The following is an 18,966-nucleotide window of genomic DNA, read 5'->3' as shown; positions in this document are numbered from 1 at the left end:
TAAGATTATTTAGCTTTTAAATTGCTCATAATTGGCTATTTAAGATTATATCTAGCTATTACTCCTTCTGCCTCCTGCCTTTCAACTCCTGCCTCTAACAAAACTAGGATTTTATTTGAAGGTGCAAGATGTCAGTTTTAGCTAAACTTCAAACAATGGCAGATATTGATTTGAATAATTAGTAGGTTGGCGATCGCCTTTCACAGTTCCCAAATTGACTTTGCAGACACGCCCTAATATGACCACTATTCTCCATTGTTTGTTGGGAACCTATGAATTATTGACTTTTCGGAACTTAAGCGGTCAATTATCAAGGCGTAGTGTGGACATCCATTTTCCTCGGTATCAAGTAGATAATCCTGATGATATTCAAGCATTTAAGAGTGTTTTACTCACATTTCAACGTCAAATGCCGTTAATTAAAGAACCTGATTTAGTTTTTATGGAGCTAAGCGGACTCGAACCGCTGACTTTCACAATGCCATTGTGACACTCTACCAACTGAGTTATAGCCCCCAGAGAGTTCTCATCTAGAACTAACTTTAATAATGTCCATCTACCAACCTAACCTAATTTACCTTGTCTTGTCAAGTCATCAATGAAAATTTTTGATTTATAGCAACTGCCAAGGCAGTTAGGACATTTTTTCAAACTAAAACCTAATATAAGCAGGGTTTTTAGATCCTGCCTTCTGCCTCCTGCTATAGTTGGCAAAGTCTTTATTTTAAATCCTTTGTAATAAGTTTGGCCCGTGGGTATCTGTGCCACAAGTATGATACAGTCCATAAAAAGAACTTAAACCTAAAACCATTTCTGTTTGACGAGGACTAGGTTTCCAGGGATTAGGGTTATTGTAAGCATAGAAAGCTTCAAGCCCGTCAATCCCTAGTTCAACAGCCGCAGGAACCACTTTTTTAGCAGAACGACGGTATCTTTCGGGATGGGCTAAAACTGCCATTCCCCCTGCTCTATGGATGGCTTCGATCACATTCTCTGCCAACGCTTGAGTTCCCAGAGGAGACTCTCCCCAAAGATAGGGTGTCATGGCTGGATGTTCGGGATTAAAAGCATATCCTAAAATATGTACGTCAATATTGAGCAAACTAGCGGTGATCTCAATTCCTGTCCACAAATGAGGTAAAGTATGGGTTGGTGTTTCTAAAGATGTTTTTTCGAGCCACTTTTGAGCGACTTTGTAACCTTCAACAGAGTGATGATCGGTAATTGCGAGTCCTTTAAGTCCAATATTTGCTGCTTGTTTAATCAGTTGTTCAGGGTAGAGTTGCCCATCAGAATGCTTGGTGTGCATGTGAAAATTGTACTCATAAGGACAACTATTAGCAGTGAGTCTTAACCAGACTTCCTGTAGTGTCTGAGTGTCTTGGGGCGATGGTTTCCTTGTCGTTGAAACGATCATAATAGCTGGTGGTAATCCGTTAAAGATTGCGATTTGTTACATATTGGTAACATTTCTAAGTATAAGAGGTTTTTACATGATTCAGTGTGATCCATAATGCAAACTTTATTTTGATTGTAGTCAGTTAGTCTAAAGTCATTTGAGATCCCCATAAGTCTTGGGCCATAAACGCCCGATCTTTGGGTAAAGGGGCCACAAACTCGGTTAAAGTAAAATCGCCTTTTTCAATCCAACTTTTTAATTCTTGCGCTACTTTGCGGGATAAGGCAATACTCGCTAAAGGTGCAACTCGAACACTTTTACCTTCTATGGTCATACGGCCTGTTTTTAATTGAGCATAACTAACTAAACCAAAAGTAGGACGAACCCGACGGGGAATAGAAAAATCGATGACCGGTGCCACCACATCTTGATCCCCAATGGCACAATGTTCGATTACCTTACGATTCAAGACAGGAAAAGGAATACCTACACCCAACATCAACGAAGGACCATAATTTTTAAAATAACAGCCTTTAATCCATTGCGGTGACATAGTTTTAGCATCTCCAACTAAAGCTAAAGTTGCAGCCGGACCAATAGGAGTGCGGTTGGATAAGCGTTTTTGTAGAGGAAAATGTTGAGTCCCTTCCCAAGCAATATAACCTACACCACCCCCCAAAAAAATGCGACTACCGATGCCTATTAATTCTAAGTCAGGATCGTTGAATAAAGGGGCGATCGCTCCTGGGTTAGAATAGACAGCGTTGCCTAAACTGGGTTGTAGTGGACCGAGATAAGTATGGAGAGGGCGATCGCTACCATTGACCCCAACAATAAAGTTTTGATAAAGGTTACGAGGGTTATATAGATAAAATTGGTTAATGGTTTTACGGGTAATAGTCGTTTCAAAGGAGGCCCGGGGATAACAGTCGGTAACTTGACCAATAGCTTTGATATTAACTGGTTTTCCTGCTATCAAGTCTTCGATGACATGACCACCACCCCTTTCTAGAGAGACATTTCCCGAACGGTTATCACTATCATTGATCTCAGACATCGCCTTATAATCCACCATAGCAGTTGCCCCCAGATAGAGATCCACTGCCCCAAACCCAGCATAAGCGGGAACCCCGTCTAACCAACATTGTCGTATTTTGATGGGTGGATCGGTATGACCTAAGTTGAGAATGGCCCCAGATGATTCCATTGGTTCAAAGGTGCCGGTGCAGACAACATCAACGGTTTCAAAAGCTTGGTCAATTCCTATTTCTTGAACCCTTGTTTTTAGTTCTTCTACGGTCCAAACTACGGCTTTTTTTTTGCTAATTTTTTCGTTAATTTCTGAGATTGTTCGCATTGCTATCAGTATTTTTTGTTTGAGAAACACTATATTTATTATCTGTTATTAACCTGCCATCGGTCTAAAATATCTTTAACTAATACTTCTTTCAACCATACTTGACTAACCAGGGCTAAAGGCAAGGCTAAAAAGAAACCTAAAACACCGAAAAGACTTGCAAAAAATACTTGTGAGAGTAAGGTTAATGGGGGTAATATTGATTGTCTATTTTCTATAACTAACCGGGTCAATAATCTCTTTTCTGTGATTTGAATGACTATATAAAATATGATATACAGAATAAAAACAAGAATGGATTTCCAAGGATTTTCTAATAAAGCGATCGCTAAGGGTGGAATGGTACTTAAAACGGGTCCAATATTGGGGATAAAGGTTAAAATTCCTGCTAACATTGCTTGTGCCAAAGTTAAGGGCATTTTGAGGATTGATAAACCAATAAAGCTTAACAAGGAAATCATCACCATTTGAAATAGTATGGTGGTTAGTACCCATTGTAATGAGCGATCGCATTCTGTCAAAATATAGTCTATTTTTTGACGATAAAATGATGGAAATAAACGAATAAATCCTTGACGATAAGCAGTAGGATTAGCTAATAACATCAAAGTTAAAGCAAATAATAACAGTAGGGTTAAGGGAATGCCTAAAGTTGCATAAAATACAAATAATCCTTGGCCAGCAATTCTTTGTAATAAGGGTTGTAATTGTTCAATTATTTGTTGAGTAGTTGGTAAAGCGTCAATTAATTCTGGTTCAAGACGTGAGATAAATTCTTTAATGGTGACAATTAATTCATCAATTCCTAAAGGAACTAGCTGAAATAATTCTGGTAATTGTTCTGCAAATGGAGGAACAATTAGGGAAAAAAATGCTGATAATATTGCCAATAATAAAAGGATGGATGATAATACTGCATATCCACGTTTCATCCCTATTCTTTGTAATAATTGAACACCATGATTGAGAAAATTAGCAATAATTGCAGCAGTAAATAATAAGAGTAGTAATTGTCTGATTTTCCAAAGAGTGTAAATACAAAATGCTAAAATGACAAAACCAATGACTTGAGAAAATTTCATAACTATTTTACCCTCTTTGGATGTTATGTCTATACTTAAGAATTAGAACCGTTATTAAACATTTTTTGAGTTAAAAATAAAGTAATTATCAATGGTAGTATCATAACTATAATGAAGGCATTAATATCACTAGGAGGTATGGAAATTAAGAGTCCTGAATATTTAATAATAATGGAAAATATCAAGGAAATGATGGTTATTTTAATTAGAAAACTAATGGTTACATTCATCTTACTTGCTATCACTCCTATTATTTTTCTTTGAGTTGTACTAAGCGGTTTAATGAGTTCATGAATGTGGAAATAATTAGGTTAAAAATAAGATAAGTTGCCATGACAATTAATAACATTTCGATTGATTTGCCTGTTTGATTAGAAATGGTATTAGAGACAGCATAAATATCATTGTAACCAATAGCAACCGCTAAACTAGAATTTTTAGCTAAGTTTAAAAATTCACTGGTTAGAGGAGGAATCATTACCCGTAATGCTTGAGGAAAAATGACTAAACGCATGACTAAACTTGAGTTTAATCCTAATGCTTTGGCCGCTTCCCATTGTCCTTGAGAAACCGCTTGAATACCCGATCGCACCACTTCAGCAATAAACCCTGCGGTGTAAATGGTTAATCCTGTTAACAAGGTAGCAAATTCGGGGGAAATATTCAAGCCATCTTCAATCCTTTTTATTTGAGAATCATAACTAGGAAATTGCCAATCTAAACCAAAGAAAATAGTTAAAATTGAGACAATTATAATCATAATTAAAGCTATATTATAAATTCTCCCTGTTGTTCCTTGCTGTATAATTGTTTTGGTTTGTTTCCGCCAAATTAAAAAAGCAATAACTACACCTAAAAATAAGGTTAAAATAGCTAAAAAAGTTTGTAAATTAGCCAAGGGGAAAGGAAAATAAACACCTTGATTAGAGAGAAAAATAGAATTAAAAAGAATGAGAGGATTATCAATTTTAGGAAACTTAAGAAAAACAGCAAAATACCAGAAAAATAGTTGCAATAATAAAGGTGTATTGCGGATAGTTTCTACATAAATTGTGGCTATTTTCTGCACTAACCAATTATCAGATAATCTTCCCAGACCAATAATTACCCCTAAGAAAAAGGCTAAAATAATCCCACTAATCATAACTCGTAATGAGTTTAATAAGCCAACCAAAACAGCTTTATAATAGGGATCAGTGGGTTGATAAGGAATAGGACTATCACCAATATTAAAACGGGAATTTAACTCCGGGTCAAAGATAAAACCAAAGCCAAATGTCAAACCTAATTGTCTAAAATTATTAACGAGATTGCTTCCAAAAACAATTATTAGTAATAAAATAGAACTAATAATCAAAATCTGGATAATTACTTTAATAATTCTTGAATCACGCCAGAAAGGTATTTTTTCTTCATTCATTTCTGTCAGTAACATATGTACATATCAGGACTCGATCTATAAACTCAACAAATTTGCGAAGCTCTTGTTTATTAATTAATCGGAATAAGTCTTACTAACCTGAATAAATCAAGTATATTCTCAGGCAACAATTTTTCTAAAAAACTTTTTATTTTAGTCATGGTTTTCTCCTTTTAGTTTACTTCAGTAATGTTCACAAATAATAGAATTTCAAATTTCTCATGGTCACAATTATACAAGATAATAAGCAGTATAAATAAGTAACTTGTTTTGTTATTTTGCTAATAACTTTCTCTATAAATGTCTTGGATGGATACTCAAATTGTTTCTGAGTAGTAAGAAGTTCTGAAATTTCCTTTGAAGCTGATTCATTCTTTTTCAGTTTGTTGATTTCCAATTTATCTTTAAAAAATAAAATTTTTTCCATTAATACAATTAGAGGAGTTTTGGGGGAATATTTCTCGATATCTTTACTTAAAAGTTTCGCTAGATTGCGATAGTTTTCCCCTAAAGCTAATGTACCAAAATAAATCTTGCTCCCTAATTTTTTTTCCATCTGAGACATAATATAATAGGCATGGGTAGTTTAAGGACATAAGAAACTAATCTTGGAATCTTCTTGTTATTTGGCTACAATGTAGTACCAAACTTCACTTCTGTCAAACTCAATATAATCATAATGAAACTTAAAGATAAATTCTGTTAGTAACTATATTTATTTTGCCCTAATGGGGTTAATCGTCCAGATCAACTTATCTAAACGGTGGAGAATATAATAATCCTCCTTCTGTCCATAACTTATTAGGACCTCGATCTAATCCCAAAGGTTGACCAATATTTCGCTCATAAACCTCTCCATAATTACCAACGTGCTTAACAATTCTTGCTGAAAAATCGTTAGGTAATCCTATTCCTTCCCCTAATTTATCATCTAACCCTAAAAACCGTCTGATATTGGGGTCTTCGCTATTTTCAAATGTAGCTAAGTTTTGGGAATTAATACCAAATTCTTCCGCTTGAATTAAAGAAAATGTAATCCATTTAACCGCATCAAACCAAGCAGAATCATTATTTTTTACAGCCGGTCCCAAAGGTTCTTTTGATAAGACCACATCTAAGACATTATGCTCATTAGAATTAGGTATAATGGAACGACGGGCAACCAATTGAGAGCGATCTGCTGTTACCCCTTCGCAACGTCCTTCCTGATAGGCAGCATACAGCGCGTCCACATCCTCAAAGGTAACAGGGTTATAGTCTGTTACGCCACGTTTTTGCATTTGGTCGGCTAAATTTTGCTCTGTGGTGGTTCCTGCTAAGACACAGATAGATTTACCAGCTAATCCTTCCATACTTGTCACACCACTAGCTGTTTTTACCATAATTCCTTGACCATCATAAAAGATAGTTGGGGCAAACTCCATGCCGTTAGTAGTGTCCCGACTAATGGTCCAGGTTGTGTTCCGATTGAGAATATCTACTTCTCCTGATTGGACGGCGGGAAAGCGTTCTTGTGCGCTTAATTTGCGATATTCTACCTTCTCGGGATCATCGAATAAGGCAGCAGCGATCGCCCGACAGACATCCACATCTAACCCTGAATATTGGCCATTTTCGTCCACAAAACTGAAACCAGGGACTTCCCCATTTACGCCGCAGATCACAGTTCCTCGTTGTTTAATGGTATCTAGACGATTGCTACTTGTGGTAACTTGAGAGGTTTGACTACCTCCTCCACAAGCAGTTAAGGGCATGGTTAACAATAATGTTATTAAAATGAAATGGGGTTTGTTGAACATAGATCAATTGTCAAAATTGGAGATGGATAAGCACTCCTGTTTAGTGTAAACGACAGAGACTTAATTATCAATCATGGGGAAAATATTCAGCTATCGGCTTAATTGATAAATTAAAAATTAACATCAAAAATAGACTGAACTAAATGAAAATTGAAAAGTACAAACAATAGAGTTGACAACTAGCGAATACTTCTTTTCCTTCTAATTTAACCAATCCCATACTTGCTAATTTATAAGCAATAATTGTTTCTAACTGTATAGGTTTCTTCGCTTTGATTACTTTAACAAAAGCAGCTGCTAAATCGGGATTTTTTTGTAGACTAATCAGGTGATTTTGTAGATGATGATAATAAATGCCTGTGGGAGTTGGTGCTTCTTCTAACAATTGTTTCATGGTTATTTTATCTTGGTAAAGATGATAAAGGGCCAAACGAATTAAATAAGGATGTCCCCCTACCATTTTCATCAAGTTTTTTAAGGGTTGATTTCCTTCGTCATCGATAATATTTGAAATACCATGAAACTCGGCCAAAGCTTTAACTTGTTCTAGAGTAAATTCAGGTAATTGAATGGGAATACCAACATTAAAAGGAGATTGCTGTAATTGTAGAGGAATATAAATTTCTGTAGAATGGACAATAATTAAGCGTAAATTCTGCCAAATATCAATATTATTGCCTTCCTCATGCCAAAAACGCAACAGGGGCAAAAATTCCTGAGCAATCTGTCCATATTCAAAAAGATGATTCACTTCATCTATAGCTAAAACTAAGGGATAATGCAATGATTCGAGAATATACCCTTGTAAATAAGCAGTACAGCTAACTTTGCTCCCTAATTCTTCATCCCAATAGTCGTCCAGTCTGGGAACTTTTTTTAACTGATGGGCGATATTAGCACAAATCCAACGTAGAAACCGATCTAAATGGGTGAATAAGCTACTATCTGCTTGTTGTAAGTTTAAACGCACCGTATGATACTTATTTCTTTTTGCATAAGCCAAAATTCTCAACATTAAAGATGTTTTTCCCATTTTAGAGGGAGCTTTAATGCGCAATAAAGCTGCTGGTTTCATAATTTCAGCATAAGCTCGCTGTTCCGTGGGAGGACGTTCTATATACAATGGGGAGTCAAGGGGGACAGTTCCATCGGGAAAAGGTAGTTGATCTAAAGCAGTGGTGGATAGAGAGGATGTTTGGTTCAGAGATTTTCTTAAGGCAGTCTGGATGTTACTTTTTGTAATCTTTATGCCTAAAGTGTCTGAGAGTTGTTGCCAAAGTCTGGAACCCACAACCCTTATATAATCAGGGTCATATCCATTTTCGTCGGCAATCATTTGGTAAGTTTTCCCTAACCAACACTGACGAAATACCAATACTTGAACATCGTTGAGAAGGTTAGGTTTAAGGATAGTTTCTACTAAATTAAAAGCTTCTTCTTCAGATAACATTTTTCAGTGTGAGAAAATAGATCAAATTTTATTCTATTTTCTCACAGACAAGTTATTTTCTAATTCATAAACTAAATTAGAAGCTTGAAAACCAGTTTTTTCCATGTTTAACTCCTATTTTTTAGATGGTAAGATAACGGTTAAATGACATCTTATAATTGACTTAGCTGTTGTATAGCACTAATCATTAGAGTTAGGATGGTTAGAACATTTGTTGCTGTTTTGTTTTATATTTCTTGTTTCCTTTGAGCAAAGTTTATTTATTCTAACTATTTTTCGACTATTGTTTTTTTATGCTATATTAGACATCGTGCAAAAATAATTAGTGCTATAATGAGGAGTTATTTTAAAATTATGAAGCTCCTTGATGGTAAATTTTTTGCAGTCATTTTTTGGGAAAGTTGGCGCGGCCAAACAGCGAAGCTCACTGCAAACGTTGCTTTTTCCTGTATTCCTGATCTGAGCAATGAGCATAGATTTAAAAAGCATAACCCCTTACTATCCCATAAAAGACAAGACTTTTGCAAGAGGTCTATTGAAAGACAAAAATCATGAATAAGACTACTGAATATAAAAACAATTTAACCCTTGCTTTAAAACAGCTTAATCAACAGTTTTCTGATTTAAGCATGGTTGCTTGTGCTTGGATACAAACCATTATCAATATAATTAATGATAGTGTAATTGTCCTGGATACAAACTATACAATATTGATGGTTAATCAAACAACTATCAATTTATTAGGCTACTCAGAAAAAGAGTTAGTTAATAAATCTATTTTGAATATTTTATACCAGAATAGCGATGATGTTTCCATTATTGAAAATAGTTCCAAAAAAACAATAGAATCTGCTTATTTTAGAAAAAATAACCAAGAAGTTGAAGTTCTATTATCCAGTCAATTAATTTACTCTGAAGACCAAGAAATTATGGCTATTATTTGCATAGCTCAAGATATTAGTCAAGAGAAAAGAATAGAAAAATTAATTAAAGAGAACGAGAGAAAATTATACTATGATCTTCGTCATGATAAACTAACGGGTTTACCTAACCGAAAACTATTTATTGAAGAATTAGAAACCTCTTTAGAAAAAGCTCAGGAAGATAAAAGTTTTTGTTTTACTGTTTTGATTTTAGACTTAGATCAGTTTAAATTAATTAATAATAGTTATGGTCATTTAATGGGAGATAATCTCTTAATACAAATGGGAGAGCGATTAAAAACATATCTCCATGAGCAAGACATTTTAGCAAGGTTAGGAGGTGATGAATTTGGAATTATTTTAAATCATTTGGGTAATTTAGATCATACCTTAGAAATAGTAGACTTGATCAAAAAAGGTTTTGCTCTTCCCTTTCAATTGAATGGTCATGAAGTTTACAGTAGTGCTAGTATTGGTATTACTATCAGCGATACCAAATATCAAAAATTTGGAGATATTTTACGAGATACTGGTGCAGCTTTAAACCAAGCTAAAATCAAAGATAAAGCAAGTTATACTATTTTTCGTCAAGAAATGTACGTTGAAGCCGTTAATCGTCTAGAATTAGATAATGATTTAAGACGGGCTATTGAGCGTCAAGAATTTGAACTAACATATCAACCAATTGTTGAATTAAATACTCAAAAAGTTATTGGATTTGAAGCTTTAATTAGGTGGCAACATCCCAAAAAAGGCTTAATTAATCCTGGAAAATTTATCCCAATTGCTGAAGAAACAGGATTAATTATACCCTTAAGTAACTGGATATTAAATCAGGGGTGTCAACAGATGTGTGAATGGCAAAAACTCTCTGATAGTTATCAAGAACTCATTATCAGTATTAACCTATCTGTTAAACAGTTTTCAGAAAACAATCTAGTGGAAGAAATCATCAATACTTTGCAAAATTCTGGTATGAATAAAAATTGCTTAAAGTTAGAAATAACAGAAAGTTGTATTATCAAGAATACTGAGGAAGTTTGTTCAATTTTAAACCAATTGAAAGCACTAGGAATTAACTTATCAATGGATGATTTTGGGACAGGTTATTCATCCTTAAGTTATCTTCATCGCTTTCCATTTGATACGCTAAAAATCGACCGCAGTTTTATTAAAGATATGTCTCAAAGTATCGATAAATTACGATTAACCCAGACTATTATTCATTTAGCTAATGATTTTGGGATGGAAGTGATTGCAGAAGGAATTGAAACAAAAAAACAATGGGAACAACTTAAACAATTAGGATGTTCCTATGGACAAGGATATTACTTTGCTCAACCCTTAACTGCTGAAGAAGTAGAAAAGATTATCTTGAAAGGTAATAATCCCTTGATTATTTAAAATTGACGGCTAATGTTTTCCCCATAATGGACTAATTCTTCAACCTTTAATAAAGCTTCCTTTGACTTATTTTCTTCTAGTAACATTTGGGTGTGATGCAGTTCATTAACTAACTTGTTAACCGCTTGATATAATTGCTCTTTTTGTTCTAAATGCTCAACAATTAAACGGGATAAATTTTCCATAGATGAATGATTAGGAGTTAGATGAGAAGAATATATAGACATAAACTAACAATTAAATAAAACGATACTTAAAACGTTTCTCCTTAATGATGATCATTAATGAGAAAAAGTGCAGTTTCACCTATCACATCTTATTTGTTAGCTCCATCACAATGGATAATGGATAATGACCACTTCAGAGCAATTTTCATTTGCATAGATTACAAACTCAAAGAAAAATACTTTCCACCCCTCCCACACTCCCCACCCCCCCTAAACTGAGATTTTGATACACCCAATTGAAAACTGCTATCAGATAACATTTTTGAGGGTGTGAGAAGAGATCACATTTTATTCTATTTTCTCACAGACAAGTGGGGGATTAATTTCTAAACTAAATTAGAAGGTTAAAAAACAGTTGTTTTCCTCTTTAGCTCCTACTCTCTTGAGTAACGCAACTGGAAGATTATATCTTTGTATTGATTTCGCTGTTTTATAACACTGTGCATTATTGAATGGTAGGACAGTTATGACACTTTACTGCTCCTTGTTCCCTTTTACCAGAGTCTATCTGTCCTGACTATTTTTTATAGTGTTATTTAGAAACTTAATTATCTATTAATATTGTTCTTTGATCATTAGGAAAGAAATCTTTGTCCAATATTTGTTCAATGGTAAAAGGACAAAATTTGGGATAATCATAAGTCTTGTTTCTTTTCCAGTCTCTTTCTAAGAGTAGCAATTCAAGCACTTCTTCATAAACAGGTGTAATGGATTTTTGTAAATAAGAATTTAAGCTTTTAGGATATTGTTTTATTAATCTCTTAATAAGAATTCTATTCCTAACAACATTAAGCATCCATTGGCTATTAAAATCTAAATAAGTATCTCTTTGAACAGCAATTTTCATCATATAGAAAAGTAACATAATCAAATAATCATTGAGCAAATCATGGGGAAAAGTTGACAAATCTTTCAGTTATGCTGCTAAATCATCCCAGTCTAAAGCATCGGAATCTTTTTTTTCAATAGCTTCTATTTGCTGCTCTAACCATAACTCATAATTTGTTTCATATAAGTTATTATTTATTGGGGCAAAACCTCCTCTAATATTGATTAAACTTAGTTTTTAATACTTTACTATTGTAATTCATTTAAAACTATGCTTGTGTCTTGTTTCACAACTTTGCGCTATAAATCAAAAGATTCTCGAATTTATAACCCCAAATAATCTGTTTCTTCGATTTACTCTCCATAATCCAAAAAACAATCTACAATAAAATGAAAAAGTAGTAGTTTTCCATCAAACACTGTCTATGGCTAACTTTGCAACCCTGATCTAATTTTTTGTTGTATACTTATATCTTTATAATTCTTTTCTTAGCTTATGATTGATTTGTTTAAGAAAATCAGTATTCGCTCTAAACTACAAATTGTTCTTATACTTGTTTGTTTACTGTCTATACTTGTTACAGGATATATTGGTTATACCTCAGCCCGTAAAGCAATCAATTCCAGTATCTACGAAGGTTTAACTGCTCTTAGAGTAAGACAAGCTGATTCCATTGAAGCTTATTATGACCGAATACAACAGGAAGTTCTTTCTCTGAGTGAATCTCCTATTGTAGTGGATGCTTTTCTTGCCTTTAAACCAGCCTTTGAAAAATTGAATGAGCAAAGCTTAACTGCCCCACAGCTAAAAAAACTTAGGGAATTTTACAAAGATGAGGTATTTCCTCGGTTGGGCAATACCAATGAAGTAAAACCCCTTGTAGATACTTATCTTCCCCAAAGTAATGCTGGGCGTTATTTACAATATGAGTTTATTGCTGATAACCCCTTTCCCCTTGGCTCTAAATATCAACTGAATAATCCAGGGGATGGCAGCGATTATAGTAAAGCTCACGCCCTTTATAATCCTAAATTTAAACGAATTATTCAGTTATTTGACTATTATGATATTTTTCTTATTGATGGGGAAACAGGTAATGTTATCTATAATGTCTCTAAAGAATTAGATTTTTCCACTAATTTGAGAAATGGTATCTATGCCTATACCAACTTAGGGAATGCCTTCAAACAGGTTTTAAAATCAAGAGATCCTAACTTTACCACCGCAGTTGACTTTGAAACCTATCGACCCTCTTATGATCGCCCCGCGGCCTTTATTGCCACCACTATTTTTGATGGGACTCGATTTCTAGGATCATTGGTATTTCAAATTTCCATCGATCGCATTAATCAAAATATGACCGTTGATGGTAAATGGCGTGAAGTGGGTTTACAGGAAACAGGAGAAAGCATATTAGTGGGACGGGATTATACTTTAAGGTCAGAACCCCGTGAATTTATTGAAAATCCTGAACAATACCTAGAATCTTTGCACGATATTGGTGTAATGGAGGATACGATCGCCAAAATTCGTCATTCTCGCACCCCAATTTTATTTCAAACAATGGAACATCCTCTGGTGGAAAAAGCCTTAAACGGCAAAGAAGGCACAGAACGTTCCCAAGATTTAAGCAAAAAGCCAATTCTCGTCTCCTATCAACCAGTGCAGCTAGGCCCCTTTAACTGGGCATTGATGACGGTAATGGACGAAGCAGAAGCCTTTGCCCCCATTAATCACTTTGCCCGTCGCTTGTTAATTACTGCGGCTATTCTCTTACCCACAGTTGCTTTGCTATCAAATTGGATTTCGGGACTGTTTACCCGTCCCATTGCCCGTTTACTTAGCGGAACTTGCAGTATTGCCGAGGGGGACACAAATGTACAGGTGTGTATTACTTCAAAGGATGAATTAGGAAAATTAGGTCAATCTTTTAACCTGATGTCCCAGAAACTATACGAAAAAGACATCTGTCTGCAAAAACAACTGGCAGAAAACGAAAAACTTTTACTCAATGTATTACCCCCCATCGCCGTGGAACGGATGCAACGGGGAGAAAGGGACTTTGCCGATAATTATACAGATGTCACGATTATTTATGCTGATATTGGAGGATTCCCTAGTTTATGCTCAAGATTTACCCCACAAGCCTCTGTTAAACTGCTTAATCAACTGATTGGAGCGTTTGACGAAATGGCTGAAACTTATGGAATTGATAAACTGAAAACCGTTGGCACCTCCTACGTTGCAGTTTCAGGGTTATCTAACCCACGCATCGATCATGCTAAACAAGCGGTTGACTTTTCTATTGCCATGTTCAAAACCATTGAACGGTATCGTCAAGCCAATCTTACCAATCTTACAGACCTCACCGATCTCACCTTAGACATTGGCATTCATTCGGGGGAAGTTGTCGGTGGTATTATCGGCAAAACTAAATTTATTTATGAGATTTGGGGCTGTACCATGCAAATTGTTCATGGGATTCATTCTTCTCCAGAACGAAACCTGATTCAAGTAACCGAACCTGTCTTTTTAGCTTTGCAAAAAACCTATTCCTTTGTTTCTCTTAAACCTATTAGTGTCAAAGGAATTGGTGAAATTCCTATATGGAGTGTAGAAATTCCTGATAATTTTACCACAAAAGTTAAACCCTCAAGGCAGATAACAGAGGTTGTTAATTACACTTGGGATCATGAGAATGAAACTGAGAATGACTCTGATGATGACTCTGATGATTAATTTAATTTGCATATTTTCTTATTCTAAATTCTAATTAACATGATTAATGCTAGTTGGCTGACCCCTACTTTATTCCTAACCTTTGGTTTTCCCCTCTTAATGGTAGGTTTAGGAGAAATAGTTTTCATTTTAGAACGGCGTAATAGTCCCTTTACCCAATTAGTTAGCATCTTGCGTAATTTAGTCATTCCCGCTTGGGGAGTCTATTTTTTATTATCGGTGGTAGTTGCTTTACCAACTGATAATCTTTGGGCTAAATTGAGTGAAACCTGTTTTTTGATTTCCCTAATTTATTGGGGAATTAGTCTAGTGAATCAATATGTTGTTGTCGCTGCTAAAGAAGGAACATGGCAAGCTAATATTCCTAAATTATTATTGGATTTAATTCGTACCTTTGTGGTTTTAATGGGATCAGCTTTTGTTTTATCTAGGGTTTGGGGGGCAGATTTAGGGGGCTTAATTACCGCTTTAGGGGTAGGATCATTAGTGATTGGTTTAGCCCTCCAAGATAGTGTAGGAAATGTTTTCTCTGGGGTAACACTTTTATTTGAACAACCCGTTCAAATTGGTGATTGGATTGAAGTTGATGGTTATCAAGGTCAGGTGGTGGAAATTACTTGGCGATCGGTTCATTTAGCAACTATTGAGAAAAGTTTAGTTGTAATTCCTAATGGTCAATTAGCTAAAGGGAGTTTTATTAATTTTAATCGTCCTGAAGCTGCTTATGGCAAAAGCGTTGAGTTAGGTTACTCTTATGATGATCCTCCACACAAAGTCATTCAAGTGCTGCGAGAAACGGCTTTAGAAATTGATGGGGTTTTAAATGATCCGCCTCCTTTTATTACTATTACAACCTATGGTGATTCTGGGATTAATTATCTTATTCGTCTATATGGCGTTAATTTTCCTGCTGCCTTAAATAATGCTCGTATTTTTAAAAATCGTATTTGGTACGCTAGTAAACGGGAAGGATTAACTATTCCTTATCCGATTCAAACTCTTGCTAGATTTGAATCCACCGCCCCTAAATTGTCTGATATTCAGGATAAGGCGGTTCAAGTTTTGCAACAAATTCCAGGATGGGAAACGATTCCTATTGATACTTTAAAAGAAATTTCTCGAGCAGCCACTGTTGAAGACTATGCTATAGGAGAAATTATTGTTAAAGTGAATGCTCCTTTAAGGGGTTTATTTGTCATCTTAGAAGGTTGTGCCACTCTATCAATTTTCGATAATGAGAATGGTGAATCAGATAAAGTTCGTATCATTGATACTCTCTATCGAGGGGATATTTTTGGTATCCAAGCTATTTTAATCTCTGGACAAGTATCTGATGCAACGGTTAGTGCAATCAACGATGTAGAACTTTTAGTAATTAGTAATGAAAAACTGAAAGATATTATGCACCAATTCCCCTATCTCTCTAATATGATGGGAGAAATGATGGAATTGCGACAGCAACAAATTTCTGCAAAGGACTTAGCAGCATAATTTTAAATTATTAAGCTACACATTTGGGTAGGGGTCAACGGCCGTTGACCCCTACAAGATAAATTTATGTAGTCTCAGTTAACGAAAATGGTATTAGAACCGAACACCTAAAACAATGTTTCAAATCCGAATCCTAAGTCTCGTCCTTACCTGTTTTAGCCTTAGTTTGCTCACCAGTTGCACCTCTTCACCTCCTCCTCATTCCAGTGTGCAAGAAGGGTTAAAACTCGGTACTGTCTTACCAAAGAGCGGAAATATTATCAGTGGTCTAGACCTTTCTAAAGCTGCCGCTTTAGCTGTTGAGGAAGTGAACGCTTGTGGGGGAGTCAATGGTAAACCAGTCACCCTAATTCAAGAAGATAGTCAAGGAGAAGCTGTCCAAGGAGCAATCGCCATCACCAAGTTAGCTGAAGAAGATCGAGTGGCAGGTGTGGTAGGAGCAAGATTTAGTGGTGTGTCTAACATTGTTATTGATGTGGCCGTTCGCAATCGAGTGATGTTAATTTCTCCCTCTAGTACCAGCCCAATGTTTACAAATCGGGCAGGAAGGGGTGATTTTCGAGGATTTTGGGCAAGAACCGTTCCTTCAGATATCCATCAAGCCAAGGCTTTGGCTTCTGTGGCTCGTCAAAGAGGTATTAAAACACTGGCCACTATTGCCGTTAGTAATAATTATGGCATTGGTTTTGAACGACAATTAGTCAATATCTTTGATAAATTGGGTGGCAGAGTATTAGACGACCAAAACCCCATCCGTTATGCAGCCCAAGGTCAAAATTTTGACCAAGAAACCACTGCCATTTTAGCTAAAAACGCTCAGGCGATCGTCGGCATTTTTTCTACTGAAGAAGGAAAACTGATCCTTCAATCGAGCAATGGACAGAACTTTGGAAAGAAAGCTCAACTCCTGTTGACGGATGCAGTTTATTCTCAAAAATTTATTAAACAAGTAGGAAAAAATGAGGAAGGAGATTGGATCTTAGCAGGTGCATTAGGTACTGTTCCTGGGAGTAAGCTGGAGGAGTCTGACATAACAGCCAAATGGCAAGAAAAACTGGGAACAGCAGATGTTTCGACCTATTTTCCCCATACTTGGGATGCTACGGTCTTGTTAATGTTAGCGGCGCAGGCTTCACAAACCAATACAGGGACAGGGATCAAGGGTCAAATTCGGCAAGTTTCTAATGCTCCAGGAGTTGAGGTGAGGGATCCTTGTCAAGCTCTTAAACTTCTTCGTGAAGGAAAGGAGATAAATTATCAGGGTGTTAGTGGTGCAGTTGATATGGATGAATATGGAGATGTGATCAGTCCCTATCGGGTTTGGCAAGTTAAAGAAGATGGAACATTAGCGGTTATTGATCAAGTTGAACCTCTACAACCTGAGTTAGATATAAGATAATTGGCTATAATTCATTCACTAATACGAGACACTTTTTTCTTATCGAAAAAAGTAGAAAATAATAAATGTATAATAAAGGTGGTGCAGTTGAAAATATTGAACAATTAGGGGAATACATAATTATGCTTAAACTCCTACCTATTGAAATTGAAAATGCGATCGCTATTACGGTATCAGGAAAATTAGATAAATCAGATATCAACGAAGTAATTAAAGCAATTGAGACAAAATTCTTGCAGTCTGGGCAAGTGAGTATTTATGTGGAAGTTGATACCTTTGGAGGAATTACTTTAGATGCACTGATAGCGGAGTTAAAATTTGCTCTTCCCAACTTTAAACGATTTAGTAAAAAAGCAGTTGTCACTGAAAAAAAATGGATAGAAAAATGGATAGAAATCGCAGATCCATTATTCCCTAGTATCCAAGTTAAACATTTTACCCATGCTCAAAAAGCAGAAGCAATCGCTTGGTTAAAAGCTTGAATGAACACCTAATAATTATTAATTATTGATAGAAACAACATCATGAAAATGAGTTAAATTAACATAGGTTTGACCTTGAGCATTACGGGCAAAAATATCTACAAATCGCCGATTAGGTAAAATATTGACCAGGGAATAAACATGACGAGCATGAATTGTTTGGGAGAAAGTTTCATCAAGACCGGTTAACATTACCCCTATTTCTCCGTCTTTTTCAGCTAAAGACTCCAGGGTTTCTCCATACAGTGGACTATTGTGATCTATGGGGTGCATAACTAACCAGCTTAAGTCAAATACAGGGGTTTGCGATCGCAATAATTCTAAGTCATAAAAACGTCTTAATTTATATCCTTCTTCGCTCACTTCATTGAGAATAAAACAGAGTCTTATTTGCGCTTCTAAAATGCGATTATCTCGCCGGTTAGCTGTGCGAATCATTAGGGTTGGAATCCCGTTATAAGGACAAATAACTGCTACATTACTAAAAATAACTTTTGCAGTTGGACGAGAAAAACGGGCAAACATTAATCCTGTTAAAATAGTTAATAATAATAACCCGAGCCATATTTCAATTGTCACTAAAATTTGAGCATATAAAGTTTGAGGATACATGGAACCATATCCAACCGTTGATAAAGTTTGAATACTAAAAAAGAAAGCATCTTTAAATGATCCCTGTTCTGCATTAGCAATACCATCTTCAGCCGTCATATAAGCTAAGGCAAACAAACTGTTAATGCTAAAATAAAACAAACTAATTAAGATTAAAAAATATCGCCAACGAAGGGCTAATAACCAATGATAGAGATCGTAGTTTTTCGGATGTAAGAAAGTTATGGGGTTGAGTTTTGTTAGGGAATTAAAAGACTTAATTAAACTTTTGGAAAGACGCATAAAAAAAATTAATGGATAAGGGAATTAATTAATCATCAATTATCTATTGATAAGAGAGTAAAAATTGTTCC

Annotated in this window: 14 protein-coding genes, 1 tRNA gene and 1 pseudogene; 5 read left to right on the top strand and 11 right to left on the bottom strand. The window is 35.4% G+C overall.

Annotated features, from left to right (window positions below):
• Positions 1-443: 443 nt before the first annotated feature.
• From QNJ66_RS06965 to QNJ66_RS06930, 8 genes are all read right to left on the bottom strand, one after another.
• Positions 444-516, bottom strand: a tRNA-Ala gene (locus QNJ66_RS06965).
• Positions 517-724: 208 nt separating this feature from the next.
• Positions 725-1,417, bottom strand: a complete 693-nt coding sequence (locus QNJ66_RS06960; RefSeq protein ID WP_300504436.1) for a PHP domain-containing protein — start codon at positions 1,415-1,417, stop codon at positions 725-727.
• 124 nt (positions 1,418-1,541) lie between these two features.
• Entirely contained in the window at positions 1,542-2,756 is a 1,215-nt protein-coding gene (locus QNJ66_RS06955; RefSeq protein ID WP_300504434.1) for a homocysteine biosynthesis protein, read from the bottom strand.
• Positions 2,757-2,794: 38 nt separating this feature from the next.
• Positions 2,795-3,838 carry an AI-2E family transporter gene (locus tag QNJ66_RS06950; protein WP_300504432.1) on the bottom strand — a complete coding sequence of 348 codons (1,044 nt, stop codon included), beginning with the start codon at positions 3,836-3,838 and terminating at the stop codon, positions 2,795-2,797.
• Between the two features lie 250 nt (positions 3,839-4,088).
• Positions 4,089-5,258, bottom strand: coding sequence for an ABC transporter permease subunit (locus tag QNJ66_RS06945; RefSeq protein ID WP_300504430.1), 1,170 nt, complete (start codon positions 5,256-5,258; stop codon positions 4,089-4,091).
• 193 nt (positions 5,259-5,451) lie between these two features.
• Positions 5,452-5,814, bottom strand: a complete 363-nt coding sequence (locus QNJ66_RS06940; RefSeq protein WP_300504429.1) for a hypothetical protein — start codon at positions 5,812-5,814, stop codon at positions 5,452-5,454.
• 196 nt (positions 5,815-6,010) lie between these two features.
• Positions 6,011-7,057, bottom strand: a complete 1,047-nt coding sequence (locus tag QNJ66_RS06935) for an amino acid ABC transporter substrate-binding protein (RefSeq protein ID WP_300504427.1) — start codon at positions 7,055-7,057, stop codon at positions 6,011-6,013.
• A gap of 139 nt (positions 7,058-7,196) precedes the next feature.
• Positions 7,197-8,507: an AAA-like domain-containing protein gene (locus tag QNJ66_RS06930; RefSeq protein WP_300504425.1), complete on the bottom strand. Its 1,311-nt coding sequence runs from the start codon at positions 8,505-8,507 to the stop codon at positions 7,197-7,199.
• Positions 8,508-9,058: 551 nt separating this feature from the next.
• Here QNJ66_RS06930 and QNJ66_RS06925 point away from each other — a divergent pair.
• Positions 9,059-10,834: a GGDEF domain-containing phosphodiesterase gene (locus QNJ66_RS06925; RefSeq protein ID WP_300504423.1), complete on the top strand. Its 1,776-nt coding sequence runs from the start codon at positions 9,059-9,061 to the stop codon at positions 10,832-10,834.
• Here the strand turns inward: QNJ66_RS06925 and QNJ66_RS06920 are convergent.
• Both QNJ66_RS06920 and QNJ66_RS06915 read right to left on the bottom strand, forming a co-directional pair.
• Positions 10,831-11,061 (bottom strand): hypothetical protein, encoded by a 231-nt coding sequence (locus QNJ66_RS06920; RefSeq protein WP_300504421.1) that lies wholly within the window; start codon positions 11,059-11,061, stop codon positions 10,831-10,833. The two genes, QNJ66_RS06925 and QNJ66_RS06920, sit on opposite strands and share 4 nt — an antisense overlap.
• 544 nt (positions 11,062-11,605) lie before the next feature.
• A pseudogene (locus tag QNJ66_RS06915) lies at positions 11,606-12,088 on the bottom strand (DUF29 family protein).
• 297 nt (positions 12,089-12,385) lie between these two features.
• Here QNJ66_RS06915 and QNJ66_RS06910 point away from each other — a divergent pair.
• From QNJ66_RS06910 to QNJ66_RS06895, 4 genes are all read left to right on the top strand, one after another.
• On the top strand, positions 12,386-14,629 hold the full coding sequence (locus tag QNJ66_RS06910) for an adenylate/guanylate cyclase domain-containing protein (protein WP_300504419.1): 2,244 nt from the start codon (positions 12,386-12,388) through the stop codon (positions 14,627-14,629).
• 39 nt (positions 14,630-14,668) lie between these two features.
• The gene (locus QNJ66_RS06905) at positions 14,669-16,120 is read left to right on the top strand and encodes a mechanosensitive ion channel family protein (RefSeq protein ID WP_300504416.1); all 1,452 of its coding nucleotides are present in this window, start codon (positions 14,669-14,671) and stop codon (positions 16,118-16,120) included.
• A gap of 115 nt (positions 16,121-16,235) precedes the next feature.
• On the top strand, positions 16,236-17,519 hold the full coding sequence (locus tag QNJ66_RS06900) for an ABC transporter substrate-binding protein (RefSeq protein WP_300504413.1): 1,284 nt from the start codon (positions 16,236-16,238) through the stop codon (positions 17,517-17,519).
• A 65-nt stretch (positions 17,520-17,584) separates the two neighbouring features.
• Positions 17,585-18,001, top strand: a complete 417-nt coding sequence (locus QNJ66_RS06895; RefSeq protein WP_300504410.1) for an STAS/SEC14 domain-containing protein — start codon at positions 17,585-17,587, stop codon at positions 17,999-18,001.
• 18 nt (positions 18,002-18,019) lie between these two features.
• Here the strand turns inward: QNJ66_RS06895 and QNJ66_RS06890 are convergent, their stop codons facing one another.
• Positions 18,020-18,895 carry an ion channel gene (locus QNJ66_RS06890; RefSeq protein ID WP_300504407.1) on the bottom strand — a complete coding sequence of 292 codons (876 nt, stop codon included), beginning with the start codon at positions 18,893-18,895 and terminating at the stop codon, positions 18,020-18,022.
• Between the last annotated feature and the right edge of the window lie 71 nt (positions 18,896-18,966).

Source organism: Crocosphaera sp. (genome assembly GCF_030064895.1).
Classification (GTDB): Bacteria; Cyanobacteriota; Cyanobacteriia; order Cyanobacteriales; family Microcystaceae; genus Crocosphaera.
Note: the sequence above shows the minus strand (reverse complement) of the source record. Positions and strands in the feature narration are given on the sequence as shown.